At 54.8% G+C, this 18,983-nt stretch carries 14 protein-coding genes; 12 read left to right on the top strand and 2 right to left on the bottom strand.

From position 1 onward, the window contains the following. Window positions 1-240: 240 nt before the first annotated feature. Both SELIN_RS11955 and SELIN_RS11950 read left to right on the top strand, forming a co-directional pair. Entirely contained in the window at window positions 241-1,251 is a 1,011-nt protein-coding gene (locus tag SELIN_RS11955) for a TAXI family TRAP transporter solute-binding subunit (protein ID WP_013506904.1), read from the top strand. Window positions 1,252-1,355: 104 nt separating this feature from the next. Beyond that, a complete protein-coding gene (locus tag SELIN_RS11950; protein WP_013506903.1) occupies window positions 1,356-3,389 on the top strand; it encodes a TRAP transporter permease in 2,034 nt (677 codons plus the stop codon). Between the two features lie 137 nt (window positions 3,390-3,526). Here SELIN_RS11950 and mfd read toward each other — a convergent pair whose 3' ends face one another. Further along, window positions 3,527-6,673 carry a transcription-repair coupling factor gene (mfd, locus tag SELIN_RS14230; protein ID WP_013506902.1) on the bottom strand — a complete coding sequence of 1,049 codons (3,147 nt, stop codon included), beginning with the start codon at window positions 6,671-6,673 and terminating at the stop codon, window positions 3,527-3,529. A 109-nt stretch (window positions 6,674-6,782) separates the two neighbouring features. Between mfd and pdxA the strand changes: the two genes are divergently transcribed. The 4 genes from pdxA to dapE are packed head-to-tail and all read left to right on the top strand — an operon-like array spanning window position 6,783 to window position 10,329. Further along, the gene (gene pdxA, locus SELIN_RS11940; protein WP_049871143.1) at window positions 6,783-7,841 is read left to right on the top strand and encodes a 4-hydroxythreonine-4-phosphate dehydrogenase PdxA; all 1,059 of its coding nucleotides are present in this window, start codon (window positions 6,783-6,785) and stop codon (window positions 7,839-7,841) included. Beyond that, window positions 7,838-8,650, top strand: a complete 813-nt coding sequence (gene rsmA, locus SELIN_RS11935) for a 16S rRNA (adenine(1518)-N(6)/adenine(1519)-N(6))-dimethyltransferase RsmA (RefSeq protein WP_013506900.1) — start codon at window positions 7,838-7,840, stop codon at window positions 8,648-8,650. The genes pdxA and rsmA overlap by 4 nt, the downstream gene beginning before the upstream one ends. A gap of 3 nt (window positions 8,651-8,653) precedes the next feature. Continuing rightward, window positions 8,654-9,244, top strand: coding sequence for a LolA family protein (locus SELIN_RS11930; RefSeq protein WP_013506899.1), 591 nt, complete (start codon window positions 8,654-8,656; stop codon window positions 9,242-9,244). Next, window positions 9,241-10,329 carry a succinyl-diaminopimelate desuccinylase gene (gene dapE / locus SELIN_RS11925; protein ID WP_013506898.1) on the top strand — a complete coding sequence of 363 codons (1,089 nt, stop codon included), beginning with the start codon at window positions 9,241-9,243 and terminating at the stop codon, window positions 10,327-10,329. The genes SELIN_RS11930 and dapE overlap by 4 nt, the downstream gene beginning before the upstream one ends. Window positions 10,330-10,575: 246 nt before the next feature. Here the strand turns inward: dapE and SELIN_RS11920 are convergent, their stop codons facing one another. Next, a complete protein-coding gene (locus SELIN_RS11920) occupies window positions 10,576-11,169 on the bottom strand; it encodes a nitroreductase family protein (RefSeq protein ID WP_013506897.1) in 594 nt (197 codons plus the stop codon). Between the two features lie 1,038 nt (window positions 11,170-12,207). On the opposite strand from SELIN_RS11920, the gene SELIN_RS11910 reads away from it, so the two are divergent. From SELIN_RS11910 to SELIN_RS11880, 6 genes are all read left to right on the top strand, one after another. Beyond that, a complete protein-coding gene (locus tag SELIN_RS11910; protein WP_013506896.1) occupies window positions 12,208-13,470 on the top strand; it encodes an AAA family ATPase in 1,263 nt (420 codons plus the stop codon). Continuing rightward, window positions 13,470-14,135 (top strand): RloB family protein, encoded by a 666-nt coding sequence (locus SELIN_RS11905; RefSeq protein ID WP_013506895.1) that lies wholly within the window; start codon window positions 13,470-13,472, stop codon window positions 14,133-14,135. Before SELIN_RS11910 ends, SELIN_RS11905 begins: the two co-directional genes overlap by 1 nt. Before the next feature lie 387 nt (window positions 14,136-14,522). Then, entirely contained in the window at window positions 14,523-15,671 is a 1,149-nt protein-coding gene (locus tag SELIN_RS11895; protein ID WP_013506894.1) for a ParB/Srx family N-terminal domain-containing protein, read from the top strand. Next, window positions 15,668-16,645 carry a hypothetical protein gene (locus SELIN_RS11890; protein ID WP_013506893.1) on the top strand — a complete coding sequence of 326 codons (978 nt, stop codon included), beginning with the start codon at window positions 15,668-15,670 and terminating at the stop codon, window positions 16,643-16,645. The genes SELIN_RS11895 and SELIN_RS11890 overlap by 4 nt, the downstream gene beginning before the upstream one ends. Next, window positions 16,645-18,048, top strand: a complete 1,404-nt coding sequence (locus SELIN_RS11885) for a hypothetical protein (protein WP_013506892.1) — start codon at window positions 16,645-16,647, stop codon at window positions 18,046-18,048. Before SELIN_RS11890 ends, SELIN_RS11885 begins: the two co-directional genes overlap by 1 nt. Next, window positions 18,038-18,976, top strand: a complete 939-nt coding sequence (locus tag SELIN_RS11880) for a DNA adenine methylase (RefSeq protein WP_013506891.1) — start codon at window positions 18,038-18,040, stop codon at window positions 18,974-18,976. The genes SELIN_RS11885 and SELIN_RS11880 overlap by 11 nt, the downstream gene beginning before the upstream one ends. Window positions 18,977-18,983: the final 7 nt, after the last annotated feature.

Raw genomic sequence — 18,983 nt, 5'->3', positions numbered from 1 at the left:
AGATTCCATTGATTGTTCAATTATCTTTGCTATGATAATGGAATAAGGTTTGATAGTGCAGGTGCGTTGGCTAATACGGGGATACTGATGTTAAACCTGAGGTATGTGCCAGTGAGAGCCTGATATCTGCACTTGTATAAATCTTACTTGTTCCCGTGGGCCGTGATCCATATACTCACGGTAAAACGACATTATGAAATGTCTCTTACGGGAGAAGACAAATTCAAAGGAGAAGTTACTATGGCAGTTGGAAAGCATTTTAAATGGATCGCCCTGGCCGTTGTGGCCATGGCCTTCGCCCTGAGCGGGTGCAGCAGTGATCCTCAGCAGGCTGAAGGTCAGCGTCCCACGTCCATGACCATCGGAGCCGCCTCTATTGGTGGAACCTATTATGTGTATGGCGGTGGCTGGTCGCAGGTTATTGAAAGTGTAACCGGTATCCCCACCGGTGTTGAGGTAACCGGTGGTCCCAACCACAATATGCAGCTGGTTCACATGGGCGACCTGGAGCTGGGCATGGTTACCATGGGCCCCGCCTATGAAGCCTGGTATGGTCTCGAAGCCTGGACCAATGGTATTGAGCACCGCAATGTGCGCGCTATTTTCCCCATGTACAACACCTACTCCCAGTGGTGGGCAACCGTGAACTCTGGTATCACGAAGATTGATGATCTGGCTGGCAAGCGCGTAGGCGTTGGTCCCCAGGGCGGAACCGCCGGTACCTTCCACCCCCGTTTCCTTGACCTGCTGGGCATCAATGCCACCGTACGCCACGCTGGTATCAGTGACCTGGTTGGACAGCATATGGATGGCCAGCTTGACGCCAACAGCTTTGCCGCCGGCCTGCCCGTTGGAGCTGTTCTGGAAATGGCCAATCAGCGCCGCATCACCATGTTCGGCATTGATGGCGCCAACCGCGAAAAAATCCTCAAAGAGTACCCCTACTTCTCACCCGCTGTGATTCCCGCTTCCGTCTATGACTTCCTCGACCAGGACATTGAGACTGTGGGCATCTGGAACATGGCTATCGCCAGCAAAGATCTCCCCGACGACCTGGTGTACGATATCGTCAAGGGTGTTTTCGACAACCACCAGCGTATGGTAACGGCTCACGCTGCTGCCAAGGAGACCCTGGCAGAGTACGTGGTCAACAACACCTGGATGTGGATGCACCCCGGCGCGATTCGCTACTACGAAGAGCTGGGCATTGAACTGCATCCCGATGTGTACCCCCCGGAGTACCAGCGCTAAGCAAGTGCCTGATCTTTACGGATGACAAGAAGCATTTCCGCTCTCTGCGCGAGAGCGGGGGTGCTTTTTTTAAGGCAAAATCAAGGATTAAGAAGGATTGTTAAATGAGCGACAAAACCCCTAAAGATGCACAGTTCCGGGCGGAAACCCCCGGGGGAGCCGCACCGGAGTCTGGGCGTCTGAACCTGGAGATCAACGAGGAAATAGAGCTCAGCGCTCAACGCAACATTGAGGGCTGGCTGGGTAAGACCATTGCCATAGCGGCGGCGGTTATTTCCGCCCTGCACATCTACAGTCTCGTGTTCTATCCCATTGACCCTTGGGTCTTCCGCGTCTTTCACGTCATGACCCTCTCCGTGCTGGGCTTCCTGCTGCTGCCAGGCTGGAGCAGCGCCTCCAAGGCCAAACCGAACCTTGTGGACTGGACCTTTGCCATCGCCTCGGTGGTGGTTGGTGTGTACATTATCCAGAACTATCAGATACTCATGTTCCGCATGGGTGTTCTGCCCACCAAACTGGATTTTTACATGTCCATCGTGGGGGCCTTCCTGGTTCTTGAAATTGCCCGCCGCGCCAGTGGCTGGGCCCTGCCCATCCTCAGCGCCGTGTTTATCGGCTATTCCTTTGCCGGTCCCCACCTGCCCGGCGTGCTGAACCACCGCGGTTACAGCATGGAGCGTTTCTTCACTTACATCTACGGACTTGATGGGGTCTTCAGTGTTCCCATCTCCATCTCCTCCAAGTACATCATCATCTTTATCATTTTCAGCTCCTTCCTGACCGTATCTGGTGTAGGTCGTTACTTTGTGGAGTGGGCTTTCTCCGTCAGCGGACACCTGCGCGGTGGGCCTGCCAAGGTTGCTATCCTGGCCAGCGCCCTCATGGGAACCATTAATGGAACCTCAGCTGGAAACGCCGTTGCCACGGGCAGCCTGACCATTCCCCTCATGCGCAAAGTTGGCTACAAACCGCGATTTGCGGCGGCCACCGAAGCCGTGGCTTCCACTGGTGGCCAGATCATGCCCCCCGTTATGGGCGCCGGCGTGTTCATCATGGCCGAAATGACCGGGATTCCCTTCCAGCACATCATGATCGCCGGTATCCTGCCCGCGCTGCTCTACTTTGCCTCCGCCTACTTCATGGTGGACAAGGAAGCCAGCAAACTGGGTCTGATGGGCGTACCCCGCCACATGCTGCCGCCCCTGGGCGAGGTCATGAAGAAGGTCTACATGTTCCTGCCGATAGTGATCCTCTTCGGCATGCTCATGATGGGGATGTCCGTTATCCGCTCCGGCTTCTTTGCGATCATTGCCGCCCTGGTCATCAGCTGGGTGAACAAGGAAAACCGCATGGGGCCACACCGGGTCTTCAAGGCTCTGGAAGCTGGTGCCAAGGGTACCATTCAGCTCATGGCCGTGTGTGCCGCCGCTGGTATTATCATGGGGGTTATCGCCCTCACCGGTATCGGTCTGAAGTTCTCCTCGCTGCTGCTGGGCATTGCCGGCACCAGTGAATTCATGGCCATGTTCTTCGCCATGTGTATTGCCATTATCCTGGGTATGGGCATGCCCACCACAGCAGCCTACGCCGTGGCGGCCTCGGTCGTGGCTCCCGGCCTCATCAGCATGGGGATTGAGCCTCTGCTGGCCCACTTCTTTGTCTTCTACTTCGCCTGCGTATCCGCCATCACGCCTCCCGTGGCCCTGGCATCCTATGCTGCGTCCGCCATCAGTGGTTCCGACCCCATGAAGACCGGGTACACCTCATTCCGCCTGGGAATCGCGGCCTATATCGTGCCCTTCATGTTCTTCTACGCACCTGACCTGCTCATGAACGAAGCCATGATGGAGCTGGCCGGCAGCGGACCCCTTGATGTAGTCCTGCGCTTTGGTACCGCCATGCTGGGTATCTTTGCCCTGGCATCAGCCGTGCAGTCCTGGTTCTTTGGAAAAGTGGATCGCTGGCAGCAGCCCCTGCTCCTGGCAGGCGCCTTCCTGTTGGTCTCACCCAACCACCTGCTTGACCTGAGTGGTCTGGCCATCCTGGTGGCCCTCTACGCCCTGCAGCGCTTTGTGCTGAACCGTCGCCAGAGTGGAAAGCCGCAGGCGGTCGCTGAAGATCAGCCGCAAGCAAACTAGACGCACAGCCTTCTCCTCTGTCATAGCAAAGCCCCGGGAATTCTCCCGGGGCTTTTTTCATTGCGGCCTGACCTGTGGAATGGATCAGATGGAAAATGTGATGACGTGTTCGCAGGAGTCCTGGTGGTGTGTTGGCGTTATTGCCGTATGGCCAGCAGAAAGCGTTCGGTTTTTTCTGTCGATTCCGTTGGCAGGGTCACCTTGCCCTGGGGGTCCAGGGTGAGTTTTCGTTCCACGGCCATCTGGATGATAGTGGCCATGTTCACCCGTGATTTTTCACTGACCATGAAAGAGCTGTTTCTGCTGCCCAGGTAGAGCTGGTCGATGTGCAGCTGGCGGGCGAGGATCTTCATGTGGGTGACCCAGAGCAGGCGTTCCACCTCCGGCGGCAGTGAACCGAAGCGATCGCGCAGCTCGGCGGACAGCCTGGCGATCTCGTCTGCGCTGGTAACGGAACCGAGGCGCTTGTAGAGGGAGAGGCGCGCCGGCATGTCCTCCACATAGGTTTCCGGAATAAAGGCGGCAGCTTCGGTGCGCACGGAGGGTTCAAAGAGCTCTTCGCTCTGGCCCCTGAGCTGCTGCACGCACTCGCGCAGCATATCGGTGTACATTTCAAAGCCCACAGAGGCAATCTGCCCCGACTGTTCCATGCCCAGCAGGTTTCCGGCTCCGCGGATTTCCAGGTCATAGGTGGCCAGGCGGAAGCCGGCTCCCAGGTAGCTCAGCTCCTCGATGACGCGGATGCGCTTCTGGGCGACATCATGCAAGGTGTCGAAAGGGGGGATGATCAGGTAGCAGAAGGCGCGGCGCTCGCTGCGACCAACCCGGCCGCGCAGCTGATAGAGCTGGGCCAGCCCCAGGGTATCGGCCCGGTTGATGAATATGGTATTGGCGCGGGGAACATCCAGACCCGACTCCACGATGGACGAACACACCAGCACGTCGTGCTCTCCGGCGGAAAACTCCAGCATCACCCGTTCCAGCTGAGCCTCGCTCATCTGGCCGTGGGCCACGGCCACCCGCGCTTCGGGAATCAGCCCCTGCACCCGCAGGGCGATGGCGTTGATGGTCTCCACCCGGTTGTGCAGGAAGTAGATCTGACCACCCCGGTGAAATTCGCGCATCAGACCCTGGCGGAGGATCTCATCCTGGAATTCGATGACCTCGGTTTTAATGGCGCGACGATCCTTGGGCGGCGTCTCGATGACACTCATCTTCTTGATGCCGCCCATGGCCATATGCAGGGTGCGCGGAATCGGCGTGGCGGTGAGGGTCAGCACATCCACATTGGCCTTGAACTGTTTCAGTTTTTCCTTATGGGTGACGCCGAAGCGCTGTTCTTCATCAATCACCAGCAGAGCCAGGTTGTGGAAACTCACCCCTTTACCCAGCAGCTTGTGCGTGCCAATGACGATATCGATTTCACCAGCAGCCAGGCGGGCGATCGCGTCCTGATTCTGTTTGGCGGAGCGAAAGCGCGAGAGCATGTCAACGCGAATGCCAAAGGGGGTAAAGCGTTCCCTGAAAGTACGGAAGTGCTGCTCCACCAGAATGGTGGTGGGTGCCAGAATAGCCGCCTGATAGCCCGATTCAACGCATTTCATGGCAGCGCGCAGCGCGATCTCGGTTTTACCGTATCCCACATCGCCGCACACCAGGCGATCCATGGGATGGGGGCTGCACATGTCCTCAATGGTCTCCTTGATGGCCTGCAGCTGGTCTTCAGTCTCCTCGTAGGGAAACTGGGCCACAAACTCATCGTAGAGGCTGCTGTCGCGCAGATAGGTGTGCTCCTTGTGGCGGCGTCGCAGGGCGTCTGTCTGCATCAGGCTCTGGGCAATGTCCTCCACTGATTTGCGGGCACGGCTCTTGCGCTTCTCCCAGCTCTTGGAGCCCATGCGGTCGAGTTTCGGATCACCCGTGTCGGAGCCGATATACTTCTGCACCAGGTGGAACTTGTCGTTGGGTACGTAGAGGATATCGCCACGGGCGTACTCAATCTTCAGGAAGTCGCCGCGGGTTCCGGCGGCGCTCAGGTTTTCGATGCCACGGAAGATGCCCACCCCATACTCCACGTGCACAACGTGGTCGCCGGGCCGCAGCATGGCCAGGTCGGTCAGGTAGGTGGTCATGCCCCGGAAGCGCTGTTCCTTTTTGGGCCTGGAAAGGCCAAAAAGTTCGCGATCGCTGATCAGGACACGGTGATCGTCAATGGCGAAGCTGTCCTGGAAGTCCGCCGGCAGCAGAACCGTGCCCTCCTGAACCGCCAGGGGCTGCTCCAGGTTCTGGGCTTTGATCCCGTGCTCCTGCAACAGGGCCTGGAATTTGTCGCGGGCCTGCTCCGAGCGGTAGCTCAGGAAGGCCAGGGGGGTGCGGCGCAGTATGTCCAGGCACCGCTCAACGCGCTGGCTGATATCCACATGTTCGCCTGCAGGCTCCAGCAGACCGGCTGCTGCCGGTGGTGGTGGCAGCAGGACGCAGTGGGCCGGAATATCGGCCAGGTTCAGCAGAATACGATCGGCACTGATGGACTGACACTGCTGGCGTTCGCGCTGCAGCACCATTTCCAGGTGGTCAGCATCAAAGAGCAGGATATCGGCGTCGCTGACAAAGGAGAACACCGACTGACGCTCCAGCTCCCAGGGAGACTGGCTGTACTCGCGGTACTGCATTACCATCAGCTCCTCCAGACCCTCCTGGCTGGTCTGGGTGTCCACGTCGAAGCGGGTGATGCGCTCCAGCTCCTCGTCAAAGAACTCCAGGCGGAAAGGGCCTCCCGGACAGTAGATATCCATGATATCGCCGCGCAGGGCGAACTGACCGAAGTCATCCACGATGGGAACACGGACGTAACCTTTGTCCACTAGGGTCTGGGCCAGATCGTCTATTTTGTAGCGGTAACCGTGACGCAACTCCATGATGCGCTGGGAAACCGGGGGGATCTTCTGGACAGTACTCTTGTGGGTGGCCACGACCACCGGCGCGCTGCCGCCCACAATGGCGTCGATGGCCTGGGCCCGGGCGGCGGCATTGGGCGCGTAGAAATCGTTGGCCTCCCCCGGCAGGATCTCCCAGGCCGAGAGGTAGACACAGGGAATATTCAGGGAGTTGATGGTGCGGTAGACCTGGCGGGCGCTGTCGTCGTCGGGCAGGCTCAGGAAGAAACGGCGGCCTGTCAGGATATCGTTCTTTGAAGGAAAGAGAATGCGGCGGCCTATCTGGAAACTGATCCAGGAAAGGCTCTGGCCGGCAAGGGCATGGGTGGTGTGTTCAAGGGATGGCATGTTCCGTATGATCTCGTTGCGAAATTTTGCACCATAATACCGTATCGGCAGTACCCGTCAATGGGAAAGGCGGATGCCCGGCATCCGGTGGCCGCAGCGGAAAACTCCGATGATTTTTCCGAAACCTGCTCTTGAGCATTTTCAAGACTTCACATACATTATCCAGCAGCTTACCGAAGAGGAATATACCATGCCGCAGTCCGCGACACCCTGCCGCCTCGCCTTCACCCTTGGTGACCCCAATGGCGTTGGCCCGGAGGTCTTCCTGAAGGCCTTCAGCGAAATTACGAAATTGTGCTGCCCCGTGGTCATCGGGGAGCGTGGCACGCTGGAATACTACGGCCAGAAGCTGGGGCTGACGGTGCCCGACTGCGAGTATATGGACAAAGGCTACTATGGTCGCGAACCCCAGCCGGGGAAACTCAGTGCCGCTGCCGGGGCCGCCAGTGCCCGCTACGTCATCTGCGCCATCGAGGAAGCCATGCTGGGAGCGGTGGATGGCATGGTGACCCTGCCCATCAACAAGGAAGCCATCAACCTGGGCGGCTACCACTATGCCGGCCATACCGAGATGCTGGGGGAGTATACCGGCGTCACCAGCCAGTCCATGATGCTGGTGGCAGGCAATATCCGCGTCGTACTGGTCACCACCCATGTGGCCCTGGAGAGCGTGCCCGCTCTGCTCAATCGTCCCCGTATCATGCAGGCCATGGAAAACGCCTATCGCGGCATGATTGAAATCGGCATTGCCCTGCCCCGGGTAGCCGTGTGCGCCCTCAACCCCCATGCCAGCGATGGTGGCGTTTTCGGCTCCCAGGAAGAGCAGATTATCCTGCCCGCCATCAGGGAATATGACAGCACCCACGGCACCAGCACCGCCGGGCCATTGCCCGCCGACAGCCTCTTTGCCCGCATGGCAGCCGGGAATGAATTTGACGTGGCCGTGTGCATGTACCATGACCAGGGCATGATTCCCGTCAAGATGGCCGGGTTCGGCGGTGGGGTGAACATCACCATGGGGCTGCCCATCGTGCGCACCAGCGTTGATCACGGCACGGCCTTTGGCATCGCCGGCAAGGGGCAGGCCTCCAGCACGAGCCTGGTGGAAGCCACCCGCTGCGCGGTGCGCATTCTTGAGCATCGGCGCAGTTATGGAGGAAAAGCGTGAAAGTCCGTCAGATATTGAATACCCACGGCCTGATGGCCAAGAAATCCCTGGGGCAGAACTTTATCTGCGATGAATCCTTTGTGCAGCGCATCGTCAAGCAAAGCGGCGTGGGACCAGATGATACTGTGCTGGAAATCGGTCCCGGGCTGGGGGTAATGACCCGCGTCCTGGGGGAGCGCTCGGCCAGGGTGATCGCCCTGGAGATTGATGGCCAGTTGCTGGACTATCTCAGAAGCAGTGCGCACCTGCCGGAAAATGTCACCCTGGTTCACACCGACGCCCTGCGCTACGACTGGGGCACCCTGCCCGCCGAATGCCGCGTCATCGCGAACCTGCCCTACAATATATCAAGCCAGATTCTCATGGCCATCGTGGAACACCATCAGCTGGTGCAGAGCTTCTCGGTCATGCTGCAGCGGGAGATGGCCCTGCGTGCCATGGGCGAAAGCGGCACCAAGGACTTCGGCCCCCTGGCCATCTACCTGCGCCTCTATTACGATCTGGAACTGAGCATCTCCCGTATCCCCCCCAGCGTCTTTTACCCCGCGCCCGGCGTGGAGTCGTCGGTGCTGCAGGGACGGCGACTGCCCCAGCCGCGCTTTCCCGTCGGAGATTTCGTCCGCTTTCAGAAGCTGGTGCGCCTCTCCTTCTCCCACCGCCGCAAGACCCTGAAGAATAATTATCGCGGAACCACCTGGTTTGAAACCTTCATGGATCAGGCGCCCGCCCTGGGAATATCGCCGGAGCTGCGCGCCGAAGCCCTGAGCCTGGAACAGTTCTACCTTCTCTACCGTCTTTTGGAGGATTAGCCTATGTTTGCCATTGCTCCCCTTCTGGTGGCGGCGATATTTTTCGTTGCCACACCTGTCGCCGCCGCATCGGACACGGCCCTGGATATCCTGACCTCCTACCGGAGCCTGCAGGCATCCTTTTCTCAGCAGACCCACTCTTCCGACGGCTTTGTGCAGGAAGGCCGGGGAACCTTCTCCATCTCGAAGGATGCCCGTTCCAGCATGTGGGAGTACACCAGGCCCGAGCGTCAGAAGTACCTCATCCGCGACCACACCCTGTGGCTCTACCTCTACGATGAGCGGGAACTGACCATCATGGATATCGGGGAATTTGAATCCATGAGCTTCTCCATGCTGGATCGCGAAGCCATGGAGCGCATCTACCATGTGCAGGAGAACACCCGCGACACCCTGGTGCTGGAATCCAAAGAGGAACCCGTGGTCTTCATTACCGTCCTGCTGGAGAACAATCTGCCCAAGACCCTGATCTACGAAGGGGCCAGCCTGGATATAACTACCATCACCTTTGATGGCGTGCGCCCCAACATCAGCTTTCCCGCCAGGCACTTTGAGGCCGACACCCCCCGTGGCTGGGAGGTTATCCGCCAATGAGCGAGCCGCAAAGCCTTGATATCCTCCAGGAACTGCTGGCCATCCCCAGCGTCACCGGGGACGAGGAAGCCATTGCCGCCTATGTGGAGCGATTCTGCCGGGAGTTCCTGCCTGCCGGACAGGTTATCCGCAGCGGCAATGCCATTATCGCCCTGCAGCCCTCGCTGAACCCCGCCGCCACCGAAACCATTGTGCTGGCAGGCCATACGGATACCGTCATCAGCCCCAACAACTTCACCGGCAAAATTCACGAAGGCAGGCTCTATGGCCTGGGCAGCAGCGACATGAAGGCCGGCGACGCCGTCATGATGGAGATTATCCGCGCATATGGCCGTCAGTGGGCCGGCGCGTACCATCTGGTACACGTTCTCTATGACGCGGAAGAAGGCCCCTACGAAGAGAACGGCCTCGGCCCCGTGCTGGAAGAGCACGGCCACCTCTTTCGCCAGGCCCTGCTGGCCATCTGCCCCGAACCCACCGATAACCTCGTGCAGGTGGGCTGCCTGGGCACCATTCACGCCACCGTTACCTTCAAGGGCGTGCGCGCCCATTCCGCCCGTCCCTGGCTGGGTGACAACGCCATCTACCAGTCCACCGGCTACCTCAATGCCCTGGCCCAGCTGCAGCCCGTGGATCACACCTTCGGCCAGTTGCTCTACCGTGAAGTGATGCACGCCACCACAACCACCACCAACAACACCAAAAACACCATTCCCGACACCTTCGCCATCAACATCAACTACCGCTTTGCCCCCGGCAAGAGCATCGAGCAGGCCTGCCGTGAAATCGAAGAGCTGGCCTTTGCCCATGGAGCCGCCAGCGTCGACTTCACCGACCTCTCCCCCGCCGGTGATGTCAACCTGGAAAATCCCGCCCTGCAAAAGCTCATCGCCATCAGCGGTCAGCCACCACAATCCAAACAGGCCTGGACGGACGTGGCCCGCTTCAGCCTCTTTGGCCTCGACGCCGTCAACTTCGGCCCCGGCCAGGGCAGTATGGCCCACAAGGAAAACGAGTACGTGGAAATAGCCATGGTTCGGGAGTATGAGCGCATGCTGCTGGAATTTCTTGGCGAGAGAGGCTGACATCCGCACAAGAGGAAAAGAAGGGCTCACGCAATACCCTCAGCGACGAGTACTTGTGAGTAACGCCGCAGATGAATCTTTTCAGCAGCCTGACAGTCGGTGCGTCCTGGCTGGGAAAGAACACGGGGGAAAGGCAAAAGACAGGCAGCTTCCCCCTCCCTGACCCCCCCCTTGAACCAGGAAGGGCAAAATCAAATCCCCCATCGAAAGTGTGTCGATGGGGGATTTTGTATTTTCAGCAAACGGTCAGCGGAAGGTGCGGAAGCGGATGGCATCGTCGATGAACGTTTTCTCGTCGATGGGCTGCTCGTTGGAACCAAAGGGCATCTGCGCCCGCAATTTCCACGAAGCAGGCAGGCCCCAGGTGCGCGCCACTTCTTCGTCAATCAGGGGATTGTAGTGCTGCAGGCTGGCACCGATGCCCACATTGGCCAGGGCCGTCCACACCGCAAACTGCGCCATGCCGCCGGACTGCTCGGAAAAGGTCGGGAAATTCTCAGCATAGAGCGGAAATTGCTGCTGCAGCTCCCGCACAGCGTCCTGATCCTCGAAAAACAGAATGGTGCCGGCGCCAGCCGCGAAACTGTCAATTTTGGCATCGGTACTGGCAAAGTTTTCCGCCGGCACAATGGCGCGCAGGGTCTCCTTGACAATACTCCACAGCTTTTCGCTTTCCCGGCCAAACAGTATCACGACCCGCGAGCTCTGCGAGTTAAAGGAAGAGGGTGCCTGGCGGACAACCTCGCGGATCAGGGCGTCAACCTCGTTTTCCGCCATCGGCAGGGTTTTGCCCAGGGCGTACTGGGTGCGACGCTTTTTCAGAATGTCGATGATATTCATGGGGTACCTCTCAGTGGTTCTGGATTTTTCGCGGTGCAGTGACGCTGGGGCACACGGCATCAGCGCACCTGCTCCGAGGGTGTTCTGGTGTGAACCCTCGAACTCTCTCCAGAGTGTAGGCCTTGAGGATATTTTGTAAAGTAGTCAACGCGAAGAAAGAGAGATTCGGCGGAAGATTTTCCGGCCACTCTTCGCGGGAAAGTCAGGCGTGCGTGCTTATTATTGCCATGCTGCGCATATCTTGGCGCGGTATTTGACAAATTTCGCCAAAAATGAAAGGATATCTCTCTTATGTAGAGATTGTATCTGAAGTCCTGCATCTTTTCGCTTTGGGTTAAGGCGTTATTGTCCTGTTATTTTACACACGGAAACCGTATTGGTTTTGCATACTTGACTCATCCGGATATTGTCCTTTTTGACCGCGCAAAAAGGACCCAAAAACGCGCCCCCCGAACGCCCGTTTTTCCGGATCGCCTGCTCGCCTGTTCTGGAGATCCGACAGACACTGCATCCCTGCAGTGCTGCCGGACCACTCACTTCCTGTGAGTGTCCCGTTCGGGTCTTGCCAGCCAGGCGTCGCACTCACCGGACGGGCTCAGGGGGGGAATGGCCTGCTTCTGTCTCTCCCCCGTGTGCTGGCCCAGCCAGGACGCGCCGACTGGAACGCTATGGACCCGCAGGGTTGACGCCACGAGGGCGGCAACCGCAAACCCAAAGCCACGGAGGGCGGTTGTTTGCGGTCCCCAGTTCCAGGCAAGCGGACGGCTGAGAAGGGCAGCACTGGGGGCCGCTTTTGCGCCACTTTTTGCGGGTAAAAAGTGGCAAAAGAAACTCATAAACAGGGTGAGGGTAATGTCAAGCACACAGTCTGTGCAGAACTATTTCCGCCATTCCAGCATGGCATCAGGGTCGATCCCGACAACCTGCTGTTTCGGGGCGCAAAACTTCAATTATATGCTATTTTCCCGTAGTCTTGTCTTTCTTTGTGCCCACGTAGGGCTCTGTCTGTGAATACATTTCCATCCCAAGGAGGTTCCTGTGCTTGTTGAACTGAGCGTGGCCAATTTCCGCTCCCTGCGCGATCAGCAGACCTTCAGCCTGATCAAGGGCAAGGGGAGCGAACTGCAGGAGACCAACAGCTTCAAGGCCAACAGCATGGAGCTGCTTCGATCGGCGGCCATTTATGGCCCCAACGCCGGTGGCAAATCGAACTTTCTGCTGGCCCTGCAGGCCATGAAGCGCGTTGTTCTTGAGTCAGCCACCAGTATGCAAAGGGGTGATCAACTCCCTGTCATGCCCTTCCGCCTTGATCCCGGTACCCGTCTGCAGCCGAGCGAGTTTGAAGTGATCTTCATCGTCGATGGCGTGCGCTATCAGTACGGGTTCGCGGCCACAGCGGAGCGCATCCACGAAGAATGGCTGCTGGCATACCCAAAGCACCGGGCACAGCGCTGGTTTGCCCGCGTCTGGAATGCCAAAGGCGAACAGTACCACTGGGAGTTCGGGAGCCACCTGACGGGGGAAAAACTCCTGTGGCAGAAGTCCACCCGCGACAACGCCCTCTTTCTCTCCACTGCGGTGCAGCTGAACAGCCACCAGCTGCAGCCCGTCTTCGACTGGTTCAGGAGCAGGCTGCGCCTGTCGGGCGTCGGTGGCTGGAGCCCCGACTCCTCTGCACTCCTGTGTGAACAGGCCACAAAGTCACGGATTCTGGATTTCCTGCGGGCAGCGGACCTGGATATCGAAGATGTCCTGGTCGAAAAAACATCACTTGATGTCAAGGCCCTCCCCGAAAGCATGCCGGAGTCCCTGCGCGAAACCATCGCGGAAGATTTCACTGGAAAACAGCTGCTGAAAATTCAGACCGTGCGCACCGGAAGTGATGGCCTGCCGGTGCGGTTTGACCTCGCGGAAGAATCCGACGGCACCCGCAAGGTGTTCGCCTTTGCCGGGCCGTGGCTTGAGGCCCTGAAACACGGGCACGTGCTCTTTATCGATGAACTGCACGATAACCTGCATCCCGAACTGGTGAAGTTTCTGGTGCAGCTGTTTCACCATGAAGAGACCAATCCTCGCCACGCCCAGCTGATTTTTACGACCCACGAGACTTCCATCCTCAATCAGGCAATGTTTCGCCGCGATCAGATCTGGTTTTGCGATAAAGACAAAAGCCAGGCCACCGTGCTCTATCCGCTGACCGATTTCAGCCCCCGCAAAGGACGCGAAAACCTGGAGCTGGCCTACCTCTCGGGACGCTACGGGGCGCTGCCCTATGTGCGCTCACTGACACGGGAGGGCTGATGGGCACCGATGATCTGTTGCGCCGGCGCGGGGCAAAGGGAGTCGAGTGGCTGCAAAGACGTGCCGCGAAACGCGCCCCTTACACGAAAATCCTGATTGTCTGTGAAGGCGAAAAAACCGAGCCCGGCTACTTTCGGGAAATCTGCGACTACTACAAGCTGAACACCGCCAATGTGGAAGTCTATGGCTGCGGTTATGATCCCGTGGGTGTCGTGGAGTTTGCCAGGCAGCGCTACCGCCAGGAAAAAGACGCCGGTGACCCCTTTGATCGGGTCTACTGCGTCTTTGACCGGGATGACCACGCCCGCTACGGGGAAGCGCTGGACATCCTGACCAGCGCCACACCCAAAGAGACCTATCACGCCATACCCTCGGTACCCTGCTTTGAATACTGGCTGCTGCTGCACTACGTCTACACCACCAGACCCTACGAAACCCTGCCCGGCAACAGCGCGTGCGCGCAACTCCTGAAGGAGCTGCGCACCCATATGAAGCGCTATCGCAAAGGAAAACAACCCCTTTTCGCCTCGCATATCGACCAGCTGGAATTCGCCATGGAGAACGCCCGGCGATCCCTGGAAGCCGCCCGGCAAAGCGGCACCGACAATCCCAGCACCCATGTTCATGAACTGGTGGAGTTTATGCAGGGGATTCGCGAGGCATAGCCGGACCGCAGAGAAATGTCACTGTTAAGGATAACGTTGGCACAGAATGTCAGGTGTTATGAGTGTGGCACTCGTCTCCCTGCAGGATGAGGATGCCAAGTATTTTGAGTCGGTGTGTAGGGCGCTGCCAAGCGATGGAGCTACTGGGGAAACGATAATGCAACGATTTGATTTCTTGATGCGGCAAACGCTGGTTGACGATAAATTATGTGGTATTATAGAATTTTATCATTATTTATGGGTGTCTAGATTAAGCAGCATCTCAAATCTATAACAGTCACAGTATGATTTTGCTAGTGGCTTTAGGGGTGTATACACGACGCACTATTCGTATTACCTGTATTTTGTTTTGTGGTCGAAGTGCTATTGTACTAAGAGAGGTTAGCTATGAGTGAGAGATTGATGCAAAATAGTGAAGTTCCTTTGCGGGAGACGCATAAAGTTTCAATTGGAAGGCTCTATCTCGATCGTATGAACCCTCGTCTTATTGGCCTTGGGGCGGGAGTAACAGAAGAACGAATTATCGCTCAACTTTATCGTAGCGAAGAGTTATCGGAACTGCTTCAGTCTATATCTGCAAATGGTTATCTTGATATTGAACCCTTGATAGTTGAACAGGATCAAAATGGTAATCTTATTGTGTTGGAAGGAAATCGGCGTTTAGCAGCCATCCGATTGTTTCGAGAACCTGATCTTCTTGATAAAATTCGAACATCTGAACAGTTGAATATTAGTGTACCTGAGTTACCTGAAGAGTATCGTCCTACGCTTGACTCTGTTTCGGTCTATCGCGTTCCGAGCCGCGAAGATGCACGCTCCTTTATCGGTTTCAAACATATTAACGGTGCTGCTAAATGGGAGTCTTACGCGAAGGCAAAATTTGCAGCAGAATGGTTTCGCTCTGGAAGTGCCGATCTTGAGGAAATTGCACAAAAAATAGGTGATAAGCACGATACTATCAAGAGAATGGTTGCGGCAATTTATGTTTTGGATCAGGCGGAAGCAGAGGAGGTTTTTTCCGTTGACGATAGATTTGCGGCCAAGTTTCATTTCTCTCATTTGTACACAGCTCTATCACGTAGTCACTACATGGAGTTTCTGGGGGTTGATATTGCCTGGTCACAATATGAGCCGAGTCCTAATCCGATTCCAAGGAATAAACTTAAGAGCTTAAAAGAAGTATTGGTTTGGATTTATGGGTCTAAAGAAGACGGTATGAAGCCTGTCGTTGAGTCCCAGAATCCTGACATCAAGCGCTTAGGAGAAGTGTTATGCAGCACTGAGGGGCTCCATGTCTTGCGTGCTGGCAGATCGCTAGACGAGGCATACGTGAGTGCTCAACCTGCCGATGAGAAGCTTTCATCCGCGATTATTCGTGCGCGAAGTATCCTGCGCGAGGCATCCCACAATTTGCGCGGATATAATGGGCAGGATGAGTCTCTTCTGAATATTGCCGAGGATGTATCCGAAACAGCTCAGACGTTATATAATCGCATGCATCAAAAATTTAAAAGTGCAATGGGGAAAGACTTATGACTGTTGCGTTGTATTTCCCGCTTGATGAAGCAACGCCGGATATTGGTGCTGATTACCTGGAACTAACCAGTTTTTTCTCGAGAGATAATCAAGCGTTTACTTCTGACATAATAAACGCCTCGGAAATAGGTGCAGAAGAGGATTATGGGGATGTTGATGCCGAAATTAACCAGAGGGAGGAGATCCGCTCTCAGGTAATTCGTTGTATAGGTGATCGCAAAACAGCTCTTGGTGATTGTTATCCCTTTAAGCTTGATGCTCAAGGGGATTTGCTTATTTACCAGAAGGATTCAATCGAGATCGGCCAGGCAGCTTATCTGCTTAGCTTGATTTTGTCACACTTGAAATCAGTTTCACCTATTCTGAGTGGATCATCTGTATATCCTCATGAGGATGAAGTCAGAAAGCTTCGCGAATACTTTCAATATTTTGCGACAGCTGCGCTTGCTGCGGAAATAGGTGGACAGGCTTGGTCGTTTGGACATCCTCGCCCAGACCATACTGGCTTTTTCACCAAACTAAAAGAAATATGGGGGGTTTTAAAAGATGGAATGGTTGACCCTGATCCATCAGCACCGATTCACCCTCAGGATGATCAAGTGGATATTTTTGCTTGGAAAGGCCATCCAGATGGATTGCCTGGTTTTTTACTTGCAGGAGCTCAAGTGGCAACAGGTGCAAATTGGAAGGAGAAATCTATTAAGGGGCACCTTACCGACGTATTTTGGAAAAGATGGTTTGGCAGACAGCCGGTATCGCAGCTTGTTTGTTATCATATTATTCCATTTGCAAGGCCAGATCGTGAGTTTCGGGATGATGTGCTAAATTTTGGTAATGTGCTTCACCGATTACGTATACCATATCGGGTTAAAGAAGCTATGAATTTGCATGGAGAGGGTATACCAATTGAGGCATTTGATTTACTCCCAGAGGCCGTTGATTGGCTGAACTCTTACTGTCAACGAGGAATTTAATGATTGAGTATCTAGACTTGACGATTGACGAATTGTTACTTGATCAAGAGAATCCAAGGCTTGGCGCTGTAGATAGCCAGTCTGAAGCTTTGGAGGCAATCATCAAACTGAATCACAGTCATTTCAGGGCATTGATGGTTAGTATTAAGGAGAATGGCCTTGATCCAGGCGATAGTTTGTATGTGATCCAGGCTGACGATAAACGAGATTATATTGTGCTTGAAGGGAATCGCCGCCTTTCTGCAATGAAGATTTTGGTAAATCCAGATATACTTGACGGTATAGAAGTGACCTCTGCTGTTAAGAATTCTTTGGTCAAAGTTGCACTAGATTTTAATCGTGATGCTATTGAGCCTATTCGTTGTGTGCTGTTTCGAAATCGCGAGGAAGCGCACGATTGGATATATCGTCGTCACACTGGAGCAGCTGAAGGTGAAGGGCGTATAAACTGGGGTCCTATGGAGATTCAGCGTTTTTCTGGTGATCGATCAATCCTAGACGTCATCGAGTTTGTTGGTCGCAATGCTGACTACTCTGATGACGAATGGGCTTCAACAAAGTCAATGATTGAGAGTAGGAAATCTTCAAATCTTGCCCGGCTTCTTGAGTCTGCAGCTGGGCGAAAGCATCTTGGAATTGCAATTGTAAAATCGGAAAGTGAAATAATACCAATGCTGATGTCAGACCCAAAGTGGGCATTAGGTGTGCTGAAGCATATCATCGAAGATGTACGTGATGGTATTATTGATTCTCGTGCTTTGAATAAAGCGTCTGATATTGCGAATTACTTTGAAAGCCTACCAGGTGAATTTCAGCCGAAGTCTTCCAAGAAGGCATTAACACCTTGCGCGTTCAGGGATATTTTTATCAAAGGAGCGCCCAAAGAAAAAAGTGTGGCAGTCAGAGCAAACACCTCTAAGAAGACAATTACTCCGCGTCAGCGGCGCACATTGTCGCCTAAGCGGCATGACTTTATGACACCAGCATCAACAAAAGTGCAGAGGTTACTCCATGAAGCGTCTTTAATTGATGTAGATAGGTATACTATTTCATCAGCGTTTCTCCTGCGTGCGTTTATTGAAGCTGCGCTTGAGGAGTATGTGAGAAAGAATGGCCTCTCTAAACTGAAGGATACCCGTAATGGAAACAAAGCTGAGTTAAGTTTGACACAATGTGCGGTAATGGTTGTAAAACATATTGAAGATAGTGGCCTTAAGTCAAAAAAAGACTTGCACGGATTTAGGGTTCTGTTCATTGAAAAATCGGCGCCTGCGTCAATAGAATCTCTTAATGGATTTATTCATAATAAATACCAGATACCGACTTCAGACTCGTTGAGATCGGGGTGGGATGCCGCAGTGCCAGTGTTTATTGCAGCTTTTGGAGCAGCTGATGTCAAATGAATCCACACGTGTTACGCAGAGCGGGCGTTACTCACCGTTGCGCTATCCTGGGGGAAAAGGCAAGGTAGCGCGCTTTATGTGCGAAGTTATTCGCTTGAATGGTTTATCAGATGGGCTTTATGTTGAGCCGTATGCTGGCGGAGCAGCTGTCGCATGGGAGCTTTTAATTACAGGTGTTGTGCGGCGCGTCGCCATAAATGATGTCAGCAGGCCGGTTTATGCCTTTTGGATGTCGGTTCTTCATCGTACTGAGGAGCTATGTAAGGCAATTGATTCAATTCCTTTAACAGTTGATGAGTGGGATAGGCAAAGGGAAATATTTCTTGATCATACGGGTGCAGATGAGTTTAAGCTTGGTCTGGCATTTTTCTTTCTGAATCGCACGAATAGGTCTGGTATTTTGAATGCAGGGGTTATCGGTGGACGCAATCAAACAGGAAAGTGGAAAATTGATGCTCGCTTTAATAAGGGCGATTTGATTTCTCGCATTAAAAAGATAGCAGCGCTTCGCTCTAGAGTTGAATTAACAGGTATGGATGCCCAAGAGTTTTTTGCGGAGAAAGCAGGTAACTGGAACCCTAACACTTTAGTGTATATTGATCCGCCTTACTATGAAAAAGGGCGGTATTTGTATTATGATGCTTATGCTCCTGAGGATCATAAGTCTATTGCTGAATCAGTCTTTAGGCTGACACATGTGAGTTGGGTTGTCTCTTATGATGATGTCCGGCCAATTCATGACCTTTATTCGGATACCTCATGGCTGCAATATACTTTGAACTATAGTGCGAGGAATGCCTCTCGTGGGAAGGAAGCTATGTTTTTCAGTGATGGGCTCAAAGTTCCTTCTCTTCCACTACCTTTGCTTGAAACAGCTCGCTGTATCAACGCAAAGCCTTTGAGCGGAGGAAATAGAGTAGTAGTGTAGTTTTTAT

It is taken from the genome of Desulfurispirillum indicum S5 (assembly GCF_000177635.2).
GTDB classification, from domain to species: Bacteria; Chrysiogenota; Chrysiogenetes; order Chrysiogenales; family Chrysiogenaceae; genus Desulfurispirillum; species Desulfurispirillum indicum.
The sequence above is the reverse complement of the archived record's forward strand: the minus strand, read 5'-3'. Positions and strand labels throughout refer to the sequence as shown.